A 13,473-nucleotide genomic window follows, 5' to 3' on the forward strand; every position below is an offset into this window, starting at 1 on the left:
CGGGAACGGTACGACGGCTTCACGGACTCTCCTCGCTGGGCAGCGGAGGTCCGAGTCTGCCACGGCTATTTTTTTGGACGGGACAATCGCTGCTCGCGGTAGCTGGCCTCCATCAGGGCCGTGGCCAGCTCGCCGAGCTTCAGGTGATCGAAGCTGGTGTTGTTCATCACGATCACGCTGTGGCCGTCGTCCAGCGTGCGCCAGGCCAGCACGCGGAAGGCGCCGTTGGAGCCGTACTCCCAGGCCACGGGATGGTCGGCGCCATCAAAGGGCAGGGTCTGGGTGCGTCCGCCCAGGGCGTAGTTCTGCAGCGGACGTTCCACGCTCATCAGCGTGCGCGTGCTTTCCGGCGACAGCAGCCGGCCGCCGAACAGGGCATCCATCAGCACGAACAGGTCGTTGGCGCTGGCGTAGAAGCCGCCAGCCAGCACCATGAAATCGGGCAGGGGTTTGTCCAGCGGCAACACCTGCGGCGCCAGTTGCCGGTAGCCCAGCGCCATGCCGCGCACGGCGGACGAGCTGCCGCGATAGATGCCGCTGTGGCGCAGCGCGAGCGGCTGGACCAGATAGCCGTCCACCAGCGAAGCGTAGTCGCGGCCGGTGGCCTGCTCGATCACGGCTTTGACCAGCAGCCAGTTGGAGTGTGAGTAGTCCCAGTCGGTGCCGGGGGCGAAGCGCAGGTCGCCGCTGGCGAAACGGCGCACGGCTTCGGCATTGCTTAGCGACAGATCGCGCGTGGCCGGATCGCGCTTGATCGCTTCGTCGATCTCGTTCGGTACGCCACTGGCGTGGCTGATCAGCTCGCGCAGGGTGAGCCGGTCGCCGTTGTCGCGGCGATAGTCCGGCAGATAGCTGGAGATCGGCTCGTCCAGGGCCAGCTCGCCTTGCTGCACCAGCCGCATGACCACGATCGAGGCGATCCATTTGGAGATCGAGCCGGTCTCGAACGGCGTGTCGACGGTGAGCGGCTGCCGCGTGGCGGCGTCGGCGACGCCGAAGCTCTCGGCGTAATCCACGTGCGAACCGTGGCCCACCAGGATCACGCCATTGAAGTGCTGGTCCACCGCGAAGCGCCGGGCCGTGGCGGCGCAGGCATCGCAATCGGCGAGGGCGGGAAAGGCGGCGAGCAGGGCGAGCATCGCCCACATCAGCCGCCATCCCGCGCGGCCATCCTTCTGCTTGTGCAACTTCGGCGAGCCATTCATCGGGGCACCTGGCGAGCGGGAGACTCCCGGTCGGATGCCCAGCGGCGCGAATGGGTTTAAGCGCGCCGTACTGCTTTCGAACGCGTACCGCTCAGCGGCTGGCGGCGACGGCGGTGGTGGCAACCGACTCCGGTGCCGACGCATGCGTGGTCAGCATGCCGCCCAGGACCAGGGCGCAGACCAGCAGACCGGCGGCGAAGAAACCATGCAGCATGATGTTTTCGAATTTCATGACGACTCTCCTTGATGCGAATGAAGCGGCAACTGCTTAGCGGTGGGCGGCGGCCACGGCGGTGGCGGCGATCGCCTGCGGAGCGGCGGTGTGGGTGGTCAGCATGTTGCCCAGGACCAGGGCGCAAACCAGCAGGCCGGCAGCGAAGAAGCTCTTGAGCAGCAGGGTTTCGGCTTTCATGACATCTCTCCTTGAGGTGGGTGTTCGAGGCTTTCGAGGTATAGATGGCAAGGGTCGTGCCAACCACGAAGATGGCTCGCAGGCCGCGCCGTTGAGCCATTTCTTGAAAACGTCGTGGCGGGCGGAGGTTGTCCGCGGACAGGCGGACGGCCGTGTCCGGACAACGAGCCGGACAGCGGACGCCGTCGTGCATGCACGAATCGGGCGCCGCGCCGATCGCAAGAACAGATGGCCGCCGTGCGTTCGAACACGGCTTGGACGGATGGATGGCGCCAGGGGAGTTGAAGCGCGCCCAACCATGCCCATGTGGCAACCACCGATTGGCGGCGTGCTGCCGCCGGCCGGCTTCATCCCCTCACGATCAGGAACGAACGATGAGCATCAGTTCCACTTTCGCCCGCACCGCCCTGTCCGCCGCCATCGTGCTCGGCAGCGCGCTCGCCCTGGCGCCCGCGCATGCCGCGGCGCCGATGGCCAGGACCAGCGCACCGGGCTACTACCGCATGATGCTGGGCGACTTCGAAGTGACCGCGCTGTCCGACGGCACCCACGCGATGGACGTCAACCAGCTGCTGGACCAGGCCAAGGCTTCGACCGTGCAGCAGTCGCTGAAGGCGGCCGACCAGACGCCGTCGTACGAATGGAGCTTCAACGGTTTTCTGGTCAACACCGGCAGCAAGCTGGTACTGATCGACACCGGCGCCGGCACCTCCATGGGCAGCGACCTGGGCAAGCTGGCCGCGCGCATCAAGGCCGCCGGCTACACGCCCGAGCAGATCGACGAGATCTACATCACCCATATGCACCCCGACCATATCGGCGGCCTGGTGGCCGACGGCAAGGCGGTGTTCCCCAATGCCACCGTGCGCGCCGGCAAGGCCGATGCGGATTTCTGGCTGAGCAAGGCGCAGGAAGAGAAAGCGCCGGCCGAAGCGCACGAATTCTTCGACGGCGCGCAGAAGGCGCTGGATCCCTACGTCAAGGCCGGCCACTTCAAGCCGATCGCCGCCGACGGGGAGCTGGTGCCGGGCATCCGCTCGATCAGCCTCAACGGCCACACGCCGGGCCATACCGGCTATGCGGTCGAGAGCAAGGGCCAGAAGCTGCTGGTGTGGGGCGACACGCTGCACGTGCAGACGGTGCAGTTCGCGCATCCGGAGGTGTCGATCAAGTTCGACAGCGATGGCGCGAATGCGGAGAAGGTGCGCGAGCGCATCCTGGCCGATGCGGCGAAGAATGGCTATCTGGTGGCCGGCGCCCATATCTCGTTCCCGGGCATCGGGCATATCGCGGCGGACGGCAAGGGTTACAAGTGGTTGCCGGTGAGTTACACCGAGATCCACTGAGTGACGTTCGAAGGGCCTGCGCGATGCGGGCCCTTTTTTTATGGGCGGATGCTCACCAGGCTGGTCATCGCATCCCTACAGAAAAGCTTTCGTCCACCAGCAAGGGCAACAGCGGCGTGACGGAGGCTTCGTTGGACTTGCTCCAGCGCGTCCTGCCCGAGCCATCGCGAAAACCCTGCGCTGCGTGGACAAGGCTGTACATGCTCGTGGTTCCGGATCAGCGGTGAGCGGCAACAGCGGCGGTGCTGGCGACCGATTCCGGGGCCGAGGCGCGCGTGGTCAGCATGCCGCCCAGCACCAGGACGCAAACCAGCAGACCGGCGGCGAAGAAACCCTTCAGCATCAGGCTTTCGACTTTCATGACATCTCTCCTTGCGTGGTTGGTCTTGCGTGCTTGGTTGGTCTTGCAAGGTAGATATGGCAAGGCGCGTGCCAACCGCTCCGATGGCTCGCAGGCCGCGCCGTTGAGCCATTTCTTCAAAGTGCCATGGCGCGGGGCGGTTGTCCGCGGACAGGTGGACAGGCTTGTCCGGACAGCCCGGCGGACAGCGGGCGCACGCTTTTTCGCCCGGCGGACCTTGCCGCCGGATAGTGGGGTCCCGGTCACGCGGCCCGCCGGCACGCCCCGGTAAAATTCCCCGACCGCAAGACGCGGCCACCGCTGAAAAGGAGTTTCACGGTATGCGCATCGAAACCGTCGATGAGCTGAAGGATCACCTCAGGATCCTGTTCGACGACCCATCCCTGAAGTTCGGCGACGACCTCGGCTACGGGGTCACCTTCGACGTGCCCGGCAAGGCCCGCGCCGTGATGCTGTCATTGCAGGAACGCACCGACGCCGCACGCTGGGGCGGCGACGCGGGCAACTGGTTCTACAAGTGCGACGACGAGAACTGGCTGCTCTATCTACGCTCGATTCCGCATGCGGTGGTCTGCATTGCTTCGGTGAGGTCGTTGCATCGGAGGCATCTGGAGCAGTATCAAGGAAGCAATGCGCCGGTTTGAGGCGAGTGGGGCTGCCTGGATGCGGAAAGCCGATTTTCTATCGCTCATGAAGTTTCCGCCCGAATGGGAAGAGTGGGGTCTCTATCCCGATGAGCTCTTTCTGGAGCAATGGGCGCTTTACCGGCCGGGCGACGAGGCTGGCAGCGAGCATGATCGGAATGGCGCGTTTCATTGGTGGCTGAAGCGGAAGCCGGATATGGATGTCCTGGAAAAGCTGTTGCTCCTTTCCCACTTGGACGGCGATCAGCTGATGGCAGCGGATGCCCGTCGTTACATCGATCAGGCGATCGGTAACCTGGATATCCGGGAAGGCTGCTGAATTTCCATGCCGCCCTGGTTGCCATCTGTAGCAACTGGATCGTCTGATTGAAGTCAGGCACGCTAGCGCGAGCAGCTCTCGTGATAGCGGAGGTGATGCCTTGTGGAATACATCAGAGTCTTATCGAAGGGCGTGGGGCTCGGCTATCCCGTCGAGATACTGATCGAGGTCGGGCCGGATGGTTGCGCGCGCCGCAAGCTGGAACGGTTTGCGGATGGGCGGGTGGCGCTGGCCAGTGCGCGGTTTGCGGAGGGCGATACGCGGGTGGATGACAAGCCGGTGCCGTCGCTGGATGAAATCGATGCCGATCCGGAGTTCGTGGCGCAGAAGATGACCAGGGTTGAGTTTGAGCGGGCGTGGAATGCGGGGTTTCTGACGCAACCTGCTTCGCCCTGGCACGGATAAGGCGTAAGTGAATCGAGCGATGGAAGAGCGGCATCTGCTGATCCTGGATCTGGACGAAACTCTGGTGTACGCCACGCCGCAGGCCTTGGACTATGCGCCGGTAAGGCAAGTCGGGCCGTATGCCGTCTATCTCCGTCCCGGCGTGCAGGATTTCCTTGAGCACGTGGCGAGGCATTTCCGGCTCGCCGTGTGGACGTCGTCTTCTTCGGCGTATGCGGCGCAGATCGTGCCGATGCTTTTCGAGGACGCGTCGACGCTGGAGTTCGTGTGGTCGCGCGAGCGCTGCACGCCGCGGCGGGACTTCGAGCGCGACGTGTGGGTGGATACGAAGTCGCTGCACAAGGTGAAGCGGCGCGGCTATGACTTGAGGAAAGTGCTGGCGGTGGACGACACGCCGCAGAAGTACGCGCGTAGTTACGGCAATCTCGTGCTGGTGAAGCCGTTCGAGGGCGACCTCGGAGATGATGAGTTGATTCTGCTGGCGCCTTATCTGCAGCGGCTGGCTAATGAGCCTGATGTCAGGCGAATCGAGAAGCGCGGTTGGCGCAGGTCGGGTGATGAAGCGCTTTGAATATCCTGTGGTCCGTTCTGATGGGAGCCATGTGTCGTTGCGGGATTTCCTCAGCCGGCTTCCTGGACATGGCTACACCTGGCGCATCCTGTTTTTTCATGGCGTCGGGGTGGCGCCCAATGGGATGGACATGGCGGCGTTCGAAGCCGCATGTCTCGGATCGCCGCGGGGTGTTGTCTTCGCTTGGAATGAGCTGAAGGCTTTCGTCGACGATATCGATCAAGTTCATGACTGCTTGATCGTAGCTTCCAGCGAGCATGCTTCCATCGACGCGGAGGCGGTGCGCCAGGGTGACTATGCAGGCTGCGATTTCGTGCTCGAGCTGTTCGACAGTACAACGTGGGAAGCCGCTTATGGCGAAGCGCTGGAAGTGTCGTTTGGCGCCGCATGCGAAGCGGTTCGCCTTGCTCCTTCTCCTCTCCGGTCGATCGGAAGGTAGTCCTCGTGAGAGAGGGCTGGGGTGAGGGGCGGGTGGGGGAACTGAAAGTCGCGAAGACCTAAGAGCTTCTCTTCGCTGCGTAGAAATGGCATCGCTAGAGTGGCCCCTCATCCGCCTGCCGGCACCTTCTCCCCGGAGGGGAGAAGGGATTCACGCTTACAGCGTTGCCTAAGCCTCCGGCGGCGTCACCCCGCACGCCTCCAGCATCTCCGTAATCCGCGCACTCACCCAATCGAAATCCTCCGGCCCGGCCTCGGCCAAGGGTGGATCGGTGAGCGTGGCAAAGGCGCTCCAGAACTCGTCGCGGTCACCGGTGTTGCGCAGCAGGTGCGGGACCTGCTGCGCGATGCCATCGAGCATGGCCTGAAGCTGTTCGCGGGGCGTAGTCATTCGGTCAGCGTACGCCGCCGGTTGCTATGGCGGCGTGTAGGTGTTCGCGCAGGCCGGTGTCAGGCAATGCCCCACAGCTTCTTCGCTTCTTCCGCGATCACGTCGGGGAATTCCTCGGGAAAGAACAGGTTTGCGCCTTCGATCCTGCGCACACCCTTGGAGTTGCCCAATGTCTTGTCGAGGTAGTCCGGGTCGGAGCCTTTGAAGATGGTGTCGCCGGTGCCCCAGATGATGCGGGTGGGGATGGTGCTCTTCTTGAGCAGCGGTTCGACGCCGGCCAGCGGGTTCGGATCCAGGCCCAGCGCGTAAGCATCGGCCAAGGCCTTGCGCTGCGGCGTGGCCACGATCGGGCCTAGGTACATGTCGAAGGTTTCGTCGGCCATGCGCGCCGGGTAGGTGAAGGTGGCGCCGCCCAGGCCCTTCGGCGAGCGGGCGAAGTTCTTGTCGAGCACGTTGGGCACCAGCCATTCGTCAGCGAACTTGCCGCGGCGCGCGGCTTCCAGCACGGGCAGCACGGCGGGCGGCGGGCTGTCCGGTTCCACGTCGCAGTTGGTCAGCAGCACGGTGCGCACGCGCTCCGGGTGCATGGTCATGAACAGCTGGGCGACGGCGCCGCCGCTGTCGTTGGCGATCAGGTCGACGGTGTCGATATGCAGCTGGTCGAGCAGGTAGGCGAGCATCTGCACCTGGTCGGCCGGCGTCACGCTCTGGCCGGGCGCGGGGCGGGTGTAGCCCAGGCCCATGGAGTCCGGCGCCACGCAGCGGCGGTAGGGCGAGAGGCGGTCGATGGCGCCGCGCCACTGGTAGCTGTTGAGCGGGAAGCCGTGCAGGAACAGCGCGGCGGGGCCGCTGCCGCGGTCGACGTAGGCGATCTCGCCGAACGGCGTCTTGGCAAAGCGGCGGGCGGCGTTGAAGGCGGCGACGCTGTCGAGGCTGCCGCTGCCGGAACCGCCGGCGGCGATGGCCTTCTGCGCGGCGCGGGGAGCGCAGGCGGCGAGCGCGCCTGCGGCCAGGGAACCCGCGGCCAGGGTCAGGAACTGTCTGCGATGCATGTCGGTGCTCTCCGGATGGTGCGTAGGGGACGGCTGATGGGAGCGGATGATTCGCTCGCGACGGCATGGCGGCAATGACCTGACAGGTCATGGCGGCATGACCTGCCAGGTCATTGGTCTGGGTACGGACCGCGCCGTATGCTCGCGCCCCATGAACCGAGCCCACGCCCCCTTGCCGATGGCCGCACCCGCTTCCGCCGTAGGCGGACTGCTACGCGAATGGCGCGCCGCGCGCCGTCTCAGCCAGCTCGACCTGGCCCTGGAGGCGGGCATCTCCGCCCGCCACCTGAGCTGCGTGGAAACCGGCAAGTCCCAGGCCAGCCGCGAGATGCTGGCGCGCCTGGCGGACACCCTCGGCATGCCGCTGCGCGAGCGCAACGCGTTGCTGGTGGCGGCGGGCTTCGCGGCGAAATACCCGGAAACCGAACTGGCCACGCCGGCGATGGCGCAGATCCGCAAGGCGATCGACGCGATCCTGCAGCAGCAGGAGCCGTACCCGGCCTTCCTGCTCAACCGCCATTGGGACGTGCTCGGCGCCAACCGCGCGGCCGAGCGGGTGGGCGACTACGTGATGCACGGCCGGCCCAGCAAGCACACCAATATGCTGCGGCAGATGTTCGATCCGGAAGACTTCCGCCAGGCGGTGGTCAACTGGGAAGAGATCGCCGAAAGCATCGTGCGCCACCTGCACAACGAAGTGGCGGCGGCGCCGTCCGACACGAAAGCACGTGCGCTATTGGACGAAGTGCTCGCCTACCCGGGCGTGCCGGCGAGCTGGCGCACGCGCGACCTGTCCTCCGCGCCGTCGCCGCTGATGACCACCGTGCTGCAGGGCGATGGCGAGCAGCTGCATTTCTTCTCCACCATCACCACCTTCGGCACGCCGCGCGACGTGACGCTGGAAGAGCTGCACATCGAGTGCTGCTTCCCGATGGACGAAGCTACCGCGGCGCGCTGCCGGCAGCTGGCGGAACGGAATCCATAAGCGCCGTCAGTGGCAGACCAGCACCGGCACGTCGCAGCACAGAATCACCTTGTGCGTGACATTGCTCAGCATCAGGCGCTCGATACCGTTGTGCGTGTGCGCATCCATCACGATCAGATCGCAGTGGTGCTTGGTGGCGGCGCCGGCGATGGCGGCGTAGGGGCGGTTGTCGAACACGTATTCGCCATCGCAGGGGACGCCGGCGGCCTGGGCTTTCTCGCGCACTTCGTCGAGGTATTCCTGGGCATGCCCGATGGAGCGACGCTTGCAGGCGTCGCCCTGGACGATGTCGGCGATAAAGCTCACGGCCGGCAGCGGCGGCAGTACGTGGAGGGCGTGCACTCGCGCATGTAGTTGAGCGGCGAGGCGTATGCCGGTGTCGATGGCGTGGACGGAGGCGTCGGTGCCGTCGGTGGGAATGAGGATGTGGGTGTACATGGCCGTCTCCCTAGGTGGCTCGCCAGCCGTGCGGTTGGGGCGCGGCGAGGGCGGGTGACGGTTTCTGATATCCGCTGATTGGGGTGGGGTTGCAACTGGGCTTTCGTTGGATGGAAGGGTTCGCTTCGGATGGCCCCTCATCTGCCTGCCGGCATTTTCTCCCCGGAGGGGAGAAGAGTTCGATTTTTGGAGACTGCCTTCAACCCGCCGCAACCTACCCCTTCTCCCCTCCGGGGAGAGGGCTGGGGTGAGGGGCCGCCCGGAGCGCAACGCCAAAGGCTAGCCATACCCCCTTCCGCTTTACCCAAAAAAGAAAGCCGCACCCCTTCGGATGCGGCTCTCCAGATCGAACGAAAAAACCCTTACCAGATCTTCACCCGCTGCTTCGGATCCAGATAAAGCTTCTGCCCCGCCTGCACCTTGAACGCCTCATACCACGCGTCCAGGTTGCGCACCGTCTGCGCCCGGAACGACCCCGGCGAATGCCCGTCGCCGATCACCTGCGCCCGCAGCGCCGCATCGCGCGTCTTGGTGCGCCACGACTGCGCAAACGCCAGGAAGAAGCGCTGGTCGCCGCTCAGTCCGTCGATCACCGGCGCGGGCTTGCCGCCCAGCGACTTCACATACGCCGCATGCGCAATCGCCAGGCCGGACACGTCGGCGATGTTCTCGCCCAAGGTCTGCTGGCCGTTGATATGCAGGCCCGGCAGCGGCTCGTAGGCGTTGTACTGCTCCACCAGCTTCTGGCCGGCGGCCTTGAAGTGGGCCTGGTCGTCCGGTGTCCACCAGTTGGCGAGGCGGCCTTCGGCGTCGAATTCCGCGCCGGTATTGTCGAAGCTGTGGCTGATCTCGTGGCCGATCACCGCGCCGATCGAACCGTAGTTGGCGGCATCGTCGGCCTTGGGGTCGAAGAACGGCGCTTCCAGAATGGCGGCTGGGAAATTCAGCGCGTTCTGCAGCGGCAGGTTCACCGCATTCACCGTCTGCGGCGTCATCCACCACTCGCCCTTGTCCACGGGCTGGCCTAGCTTGGCCAGCTGGTGCTTGTACTCGAACTGCTCCGCGCGCAGCGAATTGCCGAGCGCGTCGTCGGCGCGGATCTCCAGCGACGAATAGTCGCGCCAGGTTTCCGGATAGCCCACGCCCACCTTCAAGGTGGCGATCTTGGCCTTGGCCTTCTGCTTGGTGGCGGGGCTCATCCAGTCCAGCGTGTCGACGTGCTCGTTGAAGGCGGCCTTGAGGTTGTCCACCATCTGCGTCACGCGCGCCTTGGACGAGGCGGGAAAGTAACGCTGCACGTAGATCTGGCCCACCGCATCGCCCAGCGCATCGCCGGTGGAACCCACCGCGCGCTTCCAGCGGTCGCGCTGCTTGGGCGTGCCGTTCAGGGTGCGGCCGTAGAACTCGAAGCGGGCGTCGGCATAGGCCTTGGGCAGCAGGCCGGCGCTGTGGTTGATGGTGTGGAAGCTCAGCCAGTCCTTCCAGGTCTGCAGCGGTTCGCTGGCGGTGAGGGCGGAGAGCTTGCTGATCGCCTCCGACTGCCATGCGATCACCGTCTTCTGGCCCGAGAGGCCGGCCGCGCTGAAGTAGGCGTTCCAGTCCAGGCCCGGCGCCTTCTTGGCGAAGTCGGCCATCGCCCACGGATTGTTGGCCTTATGCACGTCCTCGCTGTCGACGATGCTGGCCTGCGCCTTGGCGATCTTGATTTCAAGATCCAGCACGGCCTTCGCCTTGGCGTCGGCATCCGGCACGCCGGCCTGCTTGAGCTGCGCCGCGATATACGCCTGGTACTTCTCGCGATAGCCCTTCATCTGGGCGTCGTCGTTGAGGTAGTAGTCGCGGTTGGGCATGCCGAGGCCGCCCTGCAGCAGATAGGGCACGTTGTGCGAAGGGTCTTCCAGGCCTTGCGTGACGAACAGGCCGAACAGGTTCTCCGTCCACCAGTTGGTGGCATTGACCGGATCGACGTCGGCGCGCAGCGTGCCGCCAAGCACGCGGGCGAGGTCGGCCTTGGTCTTGATCGCGTCGACTTCGGCCAGCTGCGCCTTGATCGGCGCGAGGCCGGCCTTCTCGATCGCCGCTTCATTCATATAGGCGGCGTAGTAGTCGGCGATCTTGCGCTCGTTGCTGCCGGCCTTGGGGTTGCTCTTGCCGATGTCGCGGATCAGTTCCGCGTTGCGGTTCTCGGCCTTCTCGAACACCTTGAGGAAGATGCCGGTGCTGGAACGGTCGGCGGGAATCTGCGCGGTCTTCGCCCAGTTGCCGCTGGCGTAGCCGTTGAAGTCGTCGCCGGGTTTCACGGCGTGATCGATGCCGGCCAGGTCCACGCCCGAGGCGGAGGCGGCAGGGGCGGGCGCGGGCGCCGCGTGTGCAACGCCGCAGGCGGCCGCAATGGTGGCGGCGAGAATCCATCGGTTCGACTTCATGGTGGAGCTCCTGGGAAGAGGTGGCTCACGATAGACCCGGGCTTGCGGATGCGCAGGCATGACCAATGGGCTAGCCACCGGCGGATTGCTAGACGACCGGTCCAATGGCGATTAAAGTGCGCCGCCATGACCGCCAGCGCTCCAGTCACCGACGTCCGCCAGCACATCCTGGATGTAGCCAGGCCGCTGTTGCTGAGCAAGGGATTCACCGCCGTGGGGCTGGCCGAGGTGCTGGCCGCGGCGCGGGTGCCGAAGGGGTCGTTCTATCACTACTTCGGTTCGAAGGAGGCCTTCGGCGAAGCCGTGCTGGAGGACTACTTCGGCAACTACCTCGCGCATACCGACGCGCTGCTGGCCCAGCAGGGCACGGCGGCGCAGCGCCTGCTGGCCTACTTCAACGACTGGCTGGATACGCAGACCGGCGACGAAGCGCAGAGCCGCTGCCTGGCGGTAAAGCTGGGCGCGGAAGTGTGCGATCTGTCGGAGAGCATGCGCACGGCGCTGGAGCGCGGCACCGGCGGTGTGATCGAGCGGTTGGCGCGCTGCATCGAGCAAGGGCGCGCGGATGGCTCGGTGAAGCCGGTGCTGGAGCCGCGCGCCGTTGCGGCCATGCTTTATCAAAGTTGGCTGGGCGCGAGCCTGCTGGCGAAGATCGCGCGCGACCGCGCGCCGCTCGACACGGCGATGATCGGCACACGCCAACTGCTCGGACTGCACGACAAAGTTTGAGGCGGGAGATGCGCAAGCGCTCCCGCCTTTTTTTGCGGCCGATGACTAGACGATCGGTCTAATCCCCCACAGGAGTGATCCCCATGCCCCAGAACGACACCGTCAACCGCCGCCTGGTACTTGCCGCGCATCCGAAGGGCGCGCCGACGCCGCAGGACCTGCGCCTGGAAGAAGTGCCGGTGCCGCAGCCCGCCGAAGGCCAGGTGCTGCTGCGCACGCTGTATCTGTCGCTCGATCCGTATATGCGCAACCTGATGGACGTGGTCGGCCCGAGCTACGCGGAAGCGGTGAAGATCGGCGCGCCGATGGCGGGCGGCACGGTGAGCCGGGTGGCGGCGTCGAAGCATCCGCAATTCAAGGTGGGCGATCTGGTGTTGAGCAATGCCGGTTGGCAGGACTACGCGCTGTCGGATGGCAAGGACCTGTTACCGCTGGGCGATATGGCGCATCCGTCGCTGGCCTTGGGCGGGCTGGGCATGCCGGCGTTTACGGCGCACTACGGCTTGCTCGATATCGGCCAGCCGAAGCCGGGCGAGACGGTGGTGGTGGCTGCCGCCACTGGCGCGGTGGGCTCGGTGGTGGGGCAGATTGCCAAGTTGAAGGGGGCGCGTGTGGTTGGCATTGCCGGTGGCGCGGACAAGTGCCAGTACGCGGTGGACGAATTGGGTTTCGATGTGTGCCTGGACCGGCGCGATCCGGAGTTGGCGAAGAAGCTGGCGGAGGCTTGCCCGAAGGGGATCGACGTCTACTTCGAGAACGTCGGCGGCGAAGTGTTCGACGCGGTGTTGCCGCTGCTCAACAACCATGCGCGCGTGCCGGTGTGCGGGATCATCGCGCACTACAACGACAAGTCGCTGCCGGCGGGGCCGAATCGCTTGCCGCTGGCGATGTCCACCGTGCTGCAGAAGCGGGTGCGGATGGAGGGCTTCATCATTCTCGACCACTATGGCGAGCGGTTTGCGCAGTTCCGGCGTGAGATGGGGGAGTGGATCGCGCAGGGGAAGGTGAAGCTGCGCGAGGATGTGGTGGAGGGGTTGGAGCATGCGCCGCAGGCGTTTATCGGGCTGCTGGAGGGGAAGAATTTTGGAAAGTTGGTGGTCAAGGTCGCTGACTGACGCATAGTTTTTCCGTCATTCCGGCGCAGGCCGGAATCCAGTAACGACAACGCACGGTCGTCGTGAGAGCGCCCAAGAGCGGCGCTTGGGGATCAACACTCCATGGCGCGCCCCGCTACTGGATTCCGGCCTGCGCCGGAATGACGAGCTGAGGTCAGTCCGCTGCTTCTGCCTCACTCCTAACTTGCAGCCACTGCATCCGCAGGTGCGCCTGCGTTGCGCAACGCGTCCCCATTTCGATAAGCACCGCGATGCTTTCCAGCATGGTCGGCAACCGCTGCGCATTTACACTGCCGCGTTCTTCGACCATCTCTGCCAACAACCGAATCGCGTTGTGTGCGTAATGCAGCCACTCGGTGGCATCGTTCAACAACGCATCCGGCCCCGCCTCCGGATCGGAAAAATATTCCACGTGGCGTGTGAGCCACGCTTCGCCATAGATATCCATAAGCAACTCCTTGCCATGCGCCGCCCTCGTTCCGAGAACGGCACGCCGCCGGACAGCACGGCGTGCCGCGACCATACGGACTCGGGGTTTACCGGCAACCCGAAGGACGAGTGCCGGGCGGCTTGATTGATGAAGTGGGTTGCGGCTTCAGCAGCCTTCGCCGTTGCACGAAGCAACGCGCCGGATTG

The 13,473-nt window shown here is 65.2% G+C and carries 19 protein-coding genes; 9 read left to right on the forward strand and 10 right to left on the reverse strand.

What is annotated here, in order from left to right:
• Positions 1 to 65: 65 nt before the first annotated feature.
• From FHW85_RS07580 to FHW85_RS07590, 3 genes are all read right to left on the reverse strand, one after another.
• Positions 66 to 1,205: a serine hydrolase domain-containing protein gene (locus FHW85_RS07580; protein WP_210427730.1), complete on the reverse strand. Its 1,140-nt coding sequence runs from the start codon at positions 1,203 to 1,205 to the stop codon at positions 66 to 68.
• 91 nt (positions 1,206 to 1,296) lie between these two features.
• Positions 1,297 to 1,437, reverse strand: coding sequence for a hypothetical protein (locus tag FHW85_RS07585; protein ID WP_167256424.1), 141 nt, complete (start codon positions 1,435 to 1,437; stop codon positions 1,297 to 1,299).
• Between the two features lie 36 nt (positions 1,438 to 1,473).
• The gene (locus FHW85_RS07590) at positions 1,474 to 1,617 is read right to left on the reverse strand and encodes a hypothetical protein (protein WP_168647863.1); all 144 of its coding nucleotides are present in this window, start codon (positions 1,615 to 1,617) and stop codon (positions 1,474 to 1,476) included.
• 374 nt (positions 1,618 to 1,991) lie between these two features.
• Between FHW85_RS07590 and FHW85_RS07595 the strand changes: the two genes are divergently transcribed.
• Complete coding sequence (locus FHW85_RS07595) at positions 1,992 to 2,963, forward strand: MBL fold metallo-hydrolase (protein ID WP_168647864.1); 972 nt, start codon at positions 1,992 to 1,994, stop codon at positions 2,961 to 2,963.
• A gap of 64 nt (positions 2,964 to 3,027) precedes the next feature.
• Here FHW85_RS07595 and FHW85_RS07600 read toward each other — a convergent pair whose 3' ends face one another.
• Positions 3,028 to 3,165, reverse strand: a complete 138-nt coding sequence (locus FHW85_RS07600; protein ID WP_168647865.1) for a hypothetical protein — start codon at positions 3,163 to 3,165, stop codon at positions 3,028 to 3,030.
• A 15-nt stretch (positions 3,166 to 3,180) separates the two neighbouring features.
• Entirely contained in the window at positions 3,181 to 3,324 is a 144-nt protein-coding gene (locus FHW85_RS07605; protein WP_167256428.1) for a hypothetical protein, read from the reverse strand.
• A gap of 320 nt (positions 3,325 to 3,644) precedes the next feature.
• On the opposite strand from FHW85_RS07605, the gene FHW85_RS07610 reads away from it, so the two are divergent.
• The 5 genes from FHW85_RS07610 (at position 3,645) to FHW85_RS07630 (ending at position 5,702) form a co-directional block, all read left to right on the forward strand.
• The gene (locus tag FHW85_RS07610) at positions 3,645 to 3,968 is read left to right on the forward strand and encodes a hypothetical protein (RefSeq protein ID WP_168647866.1); all 324 of its coding nucleotides are present in this window, start codon (positions 3,645 to 3,647) and stop codon (positions 3,966 to 3,968) included.
• Positions 3,969 to 3,987: 19 nt separating this feature from the next.
• Positions 3,988 to 4,287 carry a hypothetical protein gene (locus FHW85_RS07615; protein ID WP_168647867.1) on the forward strand — a complete coding sequence of 100 codons (300 nt, stop codon included), beginning with the start codon at positions 3,988 to 3,990 and terminating at the stop codon, positions 4,285 to 4,287.
• Between the two features lie 102 nt (positions 4,288 to 4,389).
• Positions 4,390 to 4,692 (forward strand): hypothetical protein, encoded by a 303-nt coding sequence (locus FHW85_RS07620; protein ID WP_168647868.1) that lies wholly within the window; start codon positions 4,390 to 4,392, stop codon positions 4,690 to 4,692.
• Between the two features lie 7 nt (positions 4,693 to 4,699).
• A complete protein-coding gene (locus tag FHW85_RS07625; protein WP_210427731.1) occupies positions 4,700 to 5,263 on the forward strand; it encodes an HAD family hydrolase in 564 nt (187 codons plus the stop codon).
• Positions 5,250 to 5,702 carry a hypothetical protein gene (locus tag FHW85_RS07630; RefSeq protein ID WP_168647869.1) on the forward strand — a complete coding sequence of 151 codons (453 nt, stop codon included), beginning with the start codon at positions 5,250 to 5,252 and terminating at the stop codon, positions 5,700 to 5,702. Before FHW85_RS07625 ends, FHW85_RS07630 begins: the two co-directional genes overlap by 14 nt.
• 168 nt (positions 5,703 to 5,870) lie before the next feature.
• Here FHW85_RS07630 and FHW85_RS07635 read toward each other — a convergent pair whose 3' ends face one another.
• Positions 5,871 to 6,062: a hypothetical protein gene (locus FHW85_RS07635; RefSeq protein ID WP_168647870.1), complete on the reverse strand. Its 192-nt coding sequence runs from the start codon at positions 6,060 to 6,062 to the stop codon at positions 5,871 to 5,873.
• Positions 6,063 to 6,151: 89 nt separating this feature from the next.
• On the reverse strand, positions 6,152 to 7,144 hold the full coding sequence (locus tag FHW85_RS07640; RefSeq protein WP_168647871.1) for an alpha/beta hydrolase: 993 nt from the start codon (positions 7,142 to 7,144) through the stop codon (positions 6,152 to 6,154).
• A gap of 151 nt (positions 7,145 to 7,295) precedes the next feature.
• Here FHW85_RS07640 and FHW85_RS07645 point away from each other — a divergent pair, with 151 nt between their 5' ends.
• Positions 7,296 to 8,129: a helix-turn-helix transcriptional regulator gene (locus FHW85_RS07645; protein ID WP_167256441.1), complete on the forward strand. Its 834-nt coding sequence runs from the start codon at positions 7,296 to 7,298 to the stop codon at positions 8,127 to 8,129.
• Between the two features lie 6 nt (positions 8,130 to 8,135).
• On the opposite strand, the gene FHW85_RS07650 is transcribed toward FHW85_RS07645, so the two are convergent.
• Both FHW85_RS07650 and FHW85_RS07655 read right to left on the reverse strand, forming a co-directional pair.
• Positions 8,136 to 8,567, reverse strand: a complete 432-nt coding sequence (locus FHW85_RS07650) for a universal stress protein (RefSeq protein WP_167256443.1) — start codon at positions 8,565 to 8,567, stop codon at positions 8,136 to 8,138.
• Between the two features lie 362 nt (positions 8,568 to 8,929).
• On the reverse strand, positions 8,930 to 10,993 hold the full coding sequence (locus FHW85_RS07655; protein ID WP_168647872.1) for a M13 family metallopeptidase: 2,064 nt from the start codon (positions 10,991 to 10,993) through the stop codon (positions 8,930 to 8,932).
• 126 nt (positions 10,994 to 11,119) lie between these two features.
• On the opposite strand from FHW85_RS07655, the gene FHW85_RS07660 reads away from it, so the two are divergent.
• Together FHW85_RS07660 and FHW85_RS07665 are read left to right on the forward strand one after the other, a co-directional pair.
• Positions 11,120 to 11,722, forward strand: coding sequence for a TetR/AcrR family transcriptional regulator (locus FHW85_RS07660; RefSeq protein ID WP_168647873.1), 603 nt, complete (start codon positions 11,120 to 11,122; stop codon positions 11,720 to 11,722).
• A gap of 83 nt (positions 11,723 to 11,805) precedes the next feature.
• The gene (locus FHW85_RS07665; RefSeq protein ID WP_168647874.1) at positions 11,806 to 12,837 is read left to right on the forward strand and encodes an NADP-dependent oxidoreductase; all 1,032 of its coding nucleotides are present in this window, start codon (positions 11,806 to 11,808) and stop codon (positions 12,835 to 12,837) included.
• A 154-nt stretch (positions 12,838 to 12,991) separates the two neighbouring features.
• Here the strand turns inward: FHW85_RS07665 and FHW85_RS07670 are convergent, their stop codons facing one another.
• The gene (locus tag FHW85_RS07670) at positions 12,992 to 13,285 is read right to left on the reverse strand and encodes a hypothetical protein (RefSeq protein WP_167256565.1); all 294 of its coding nucleotides are present in this window, start codon (positions 13,283 to 13,285) and stop codon (positions 12,992 to 12,994) included.
• Positions 13,286 to 13,473 lie beyond the last annotated feature (188 nt).

It is taken from the genome of Dyella sp. SG609, assembly GCF_012275375.1.
Classification (GTDB): domain Bacteria; phylum Pseudomonadota; class Gammaproteobacteria; order Xanthomonadales; family Rhodanobacteraceae; genus Dyella_D; species Dyella_D marensis.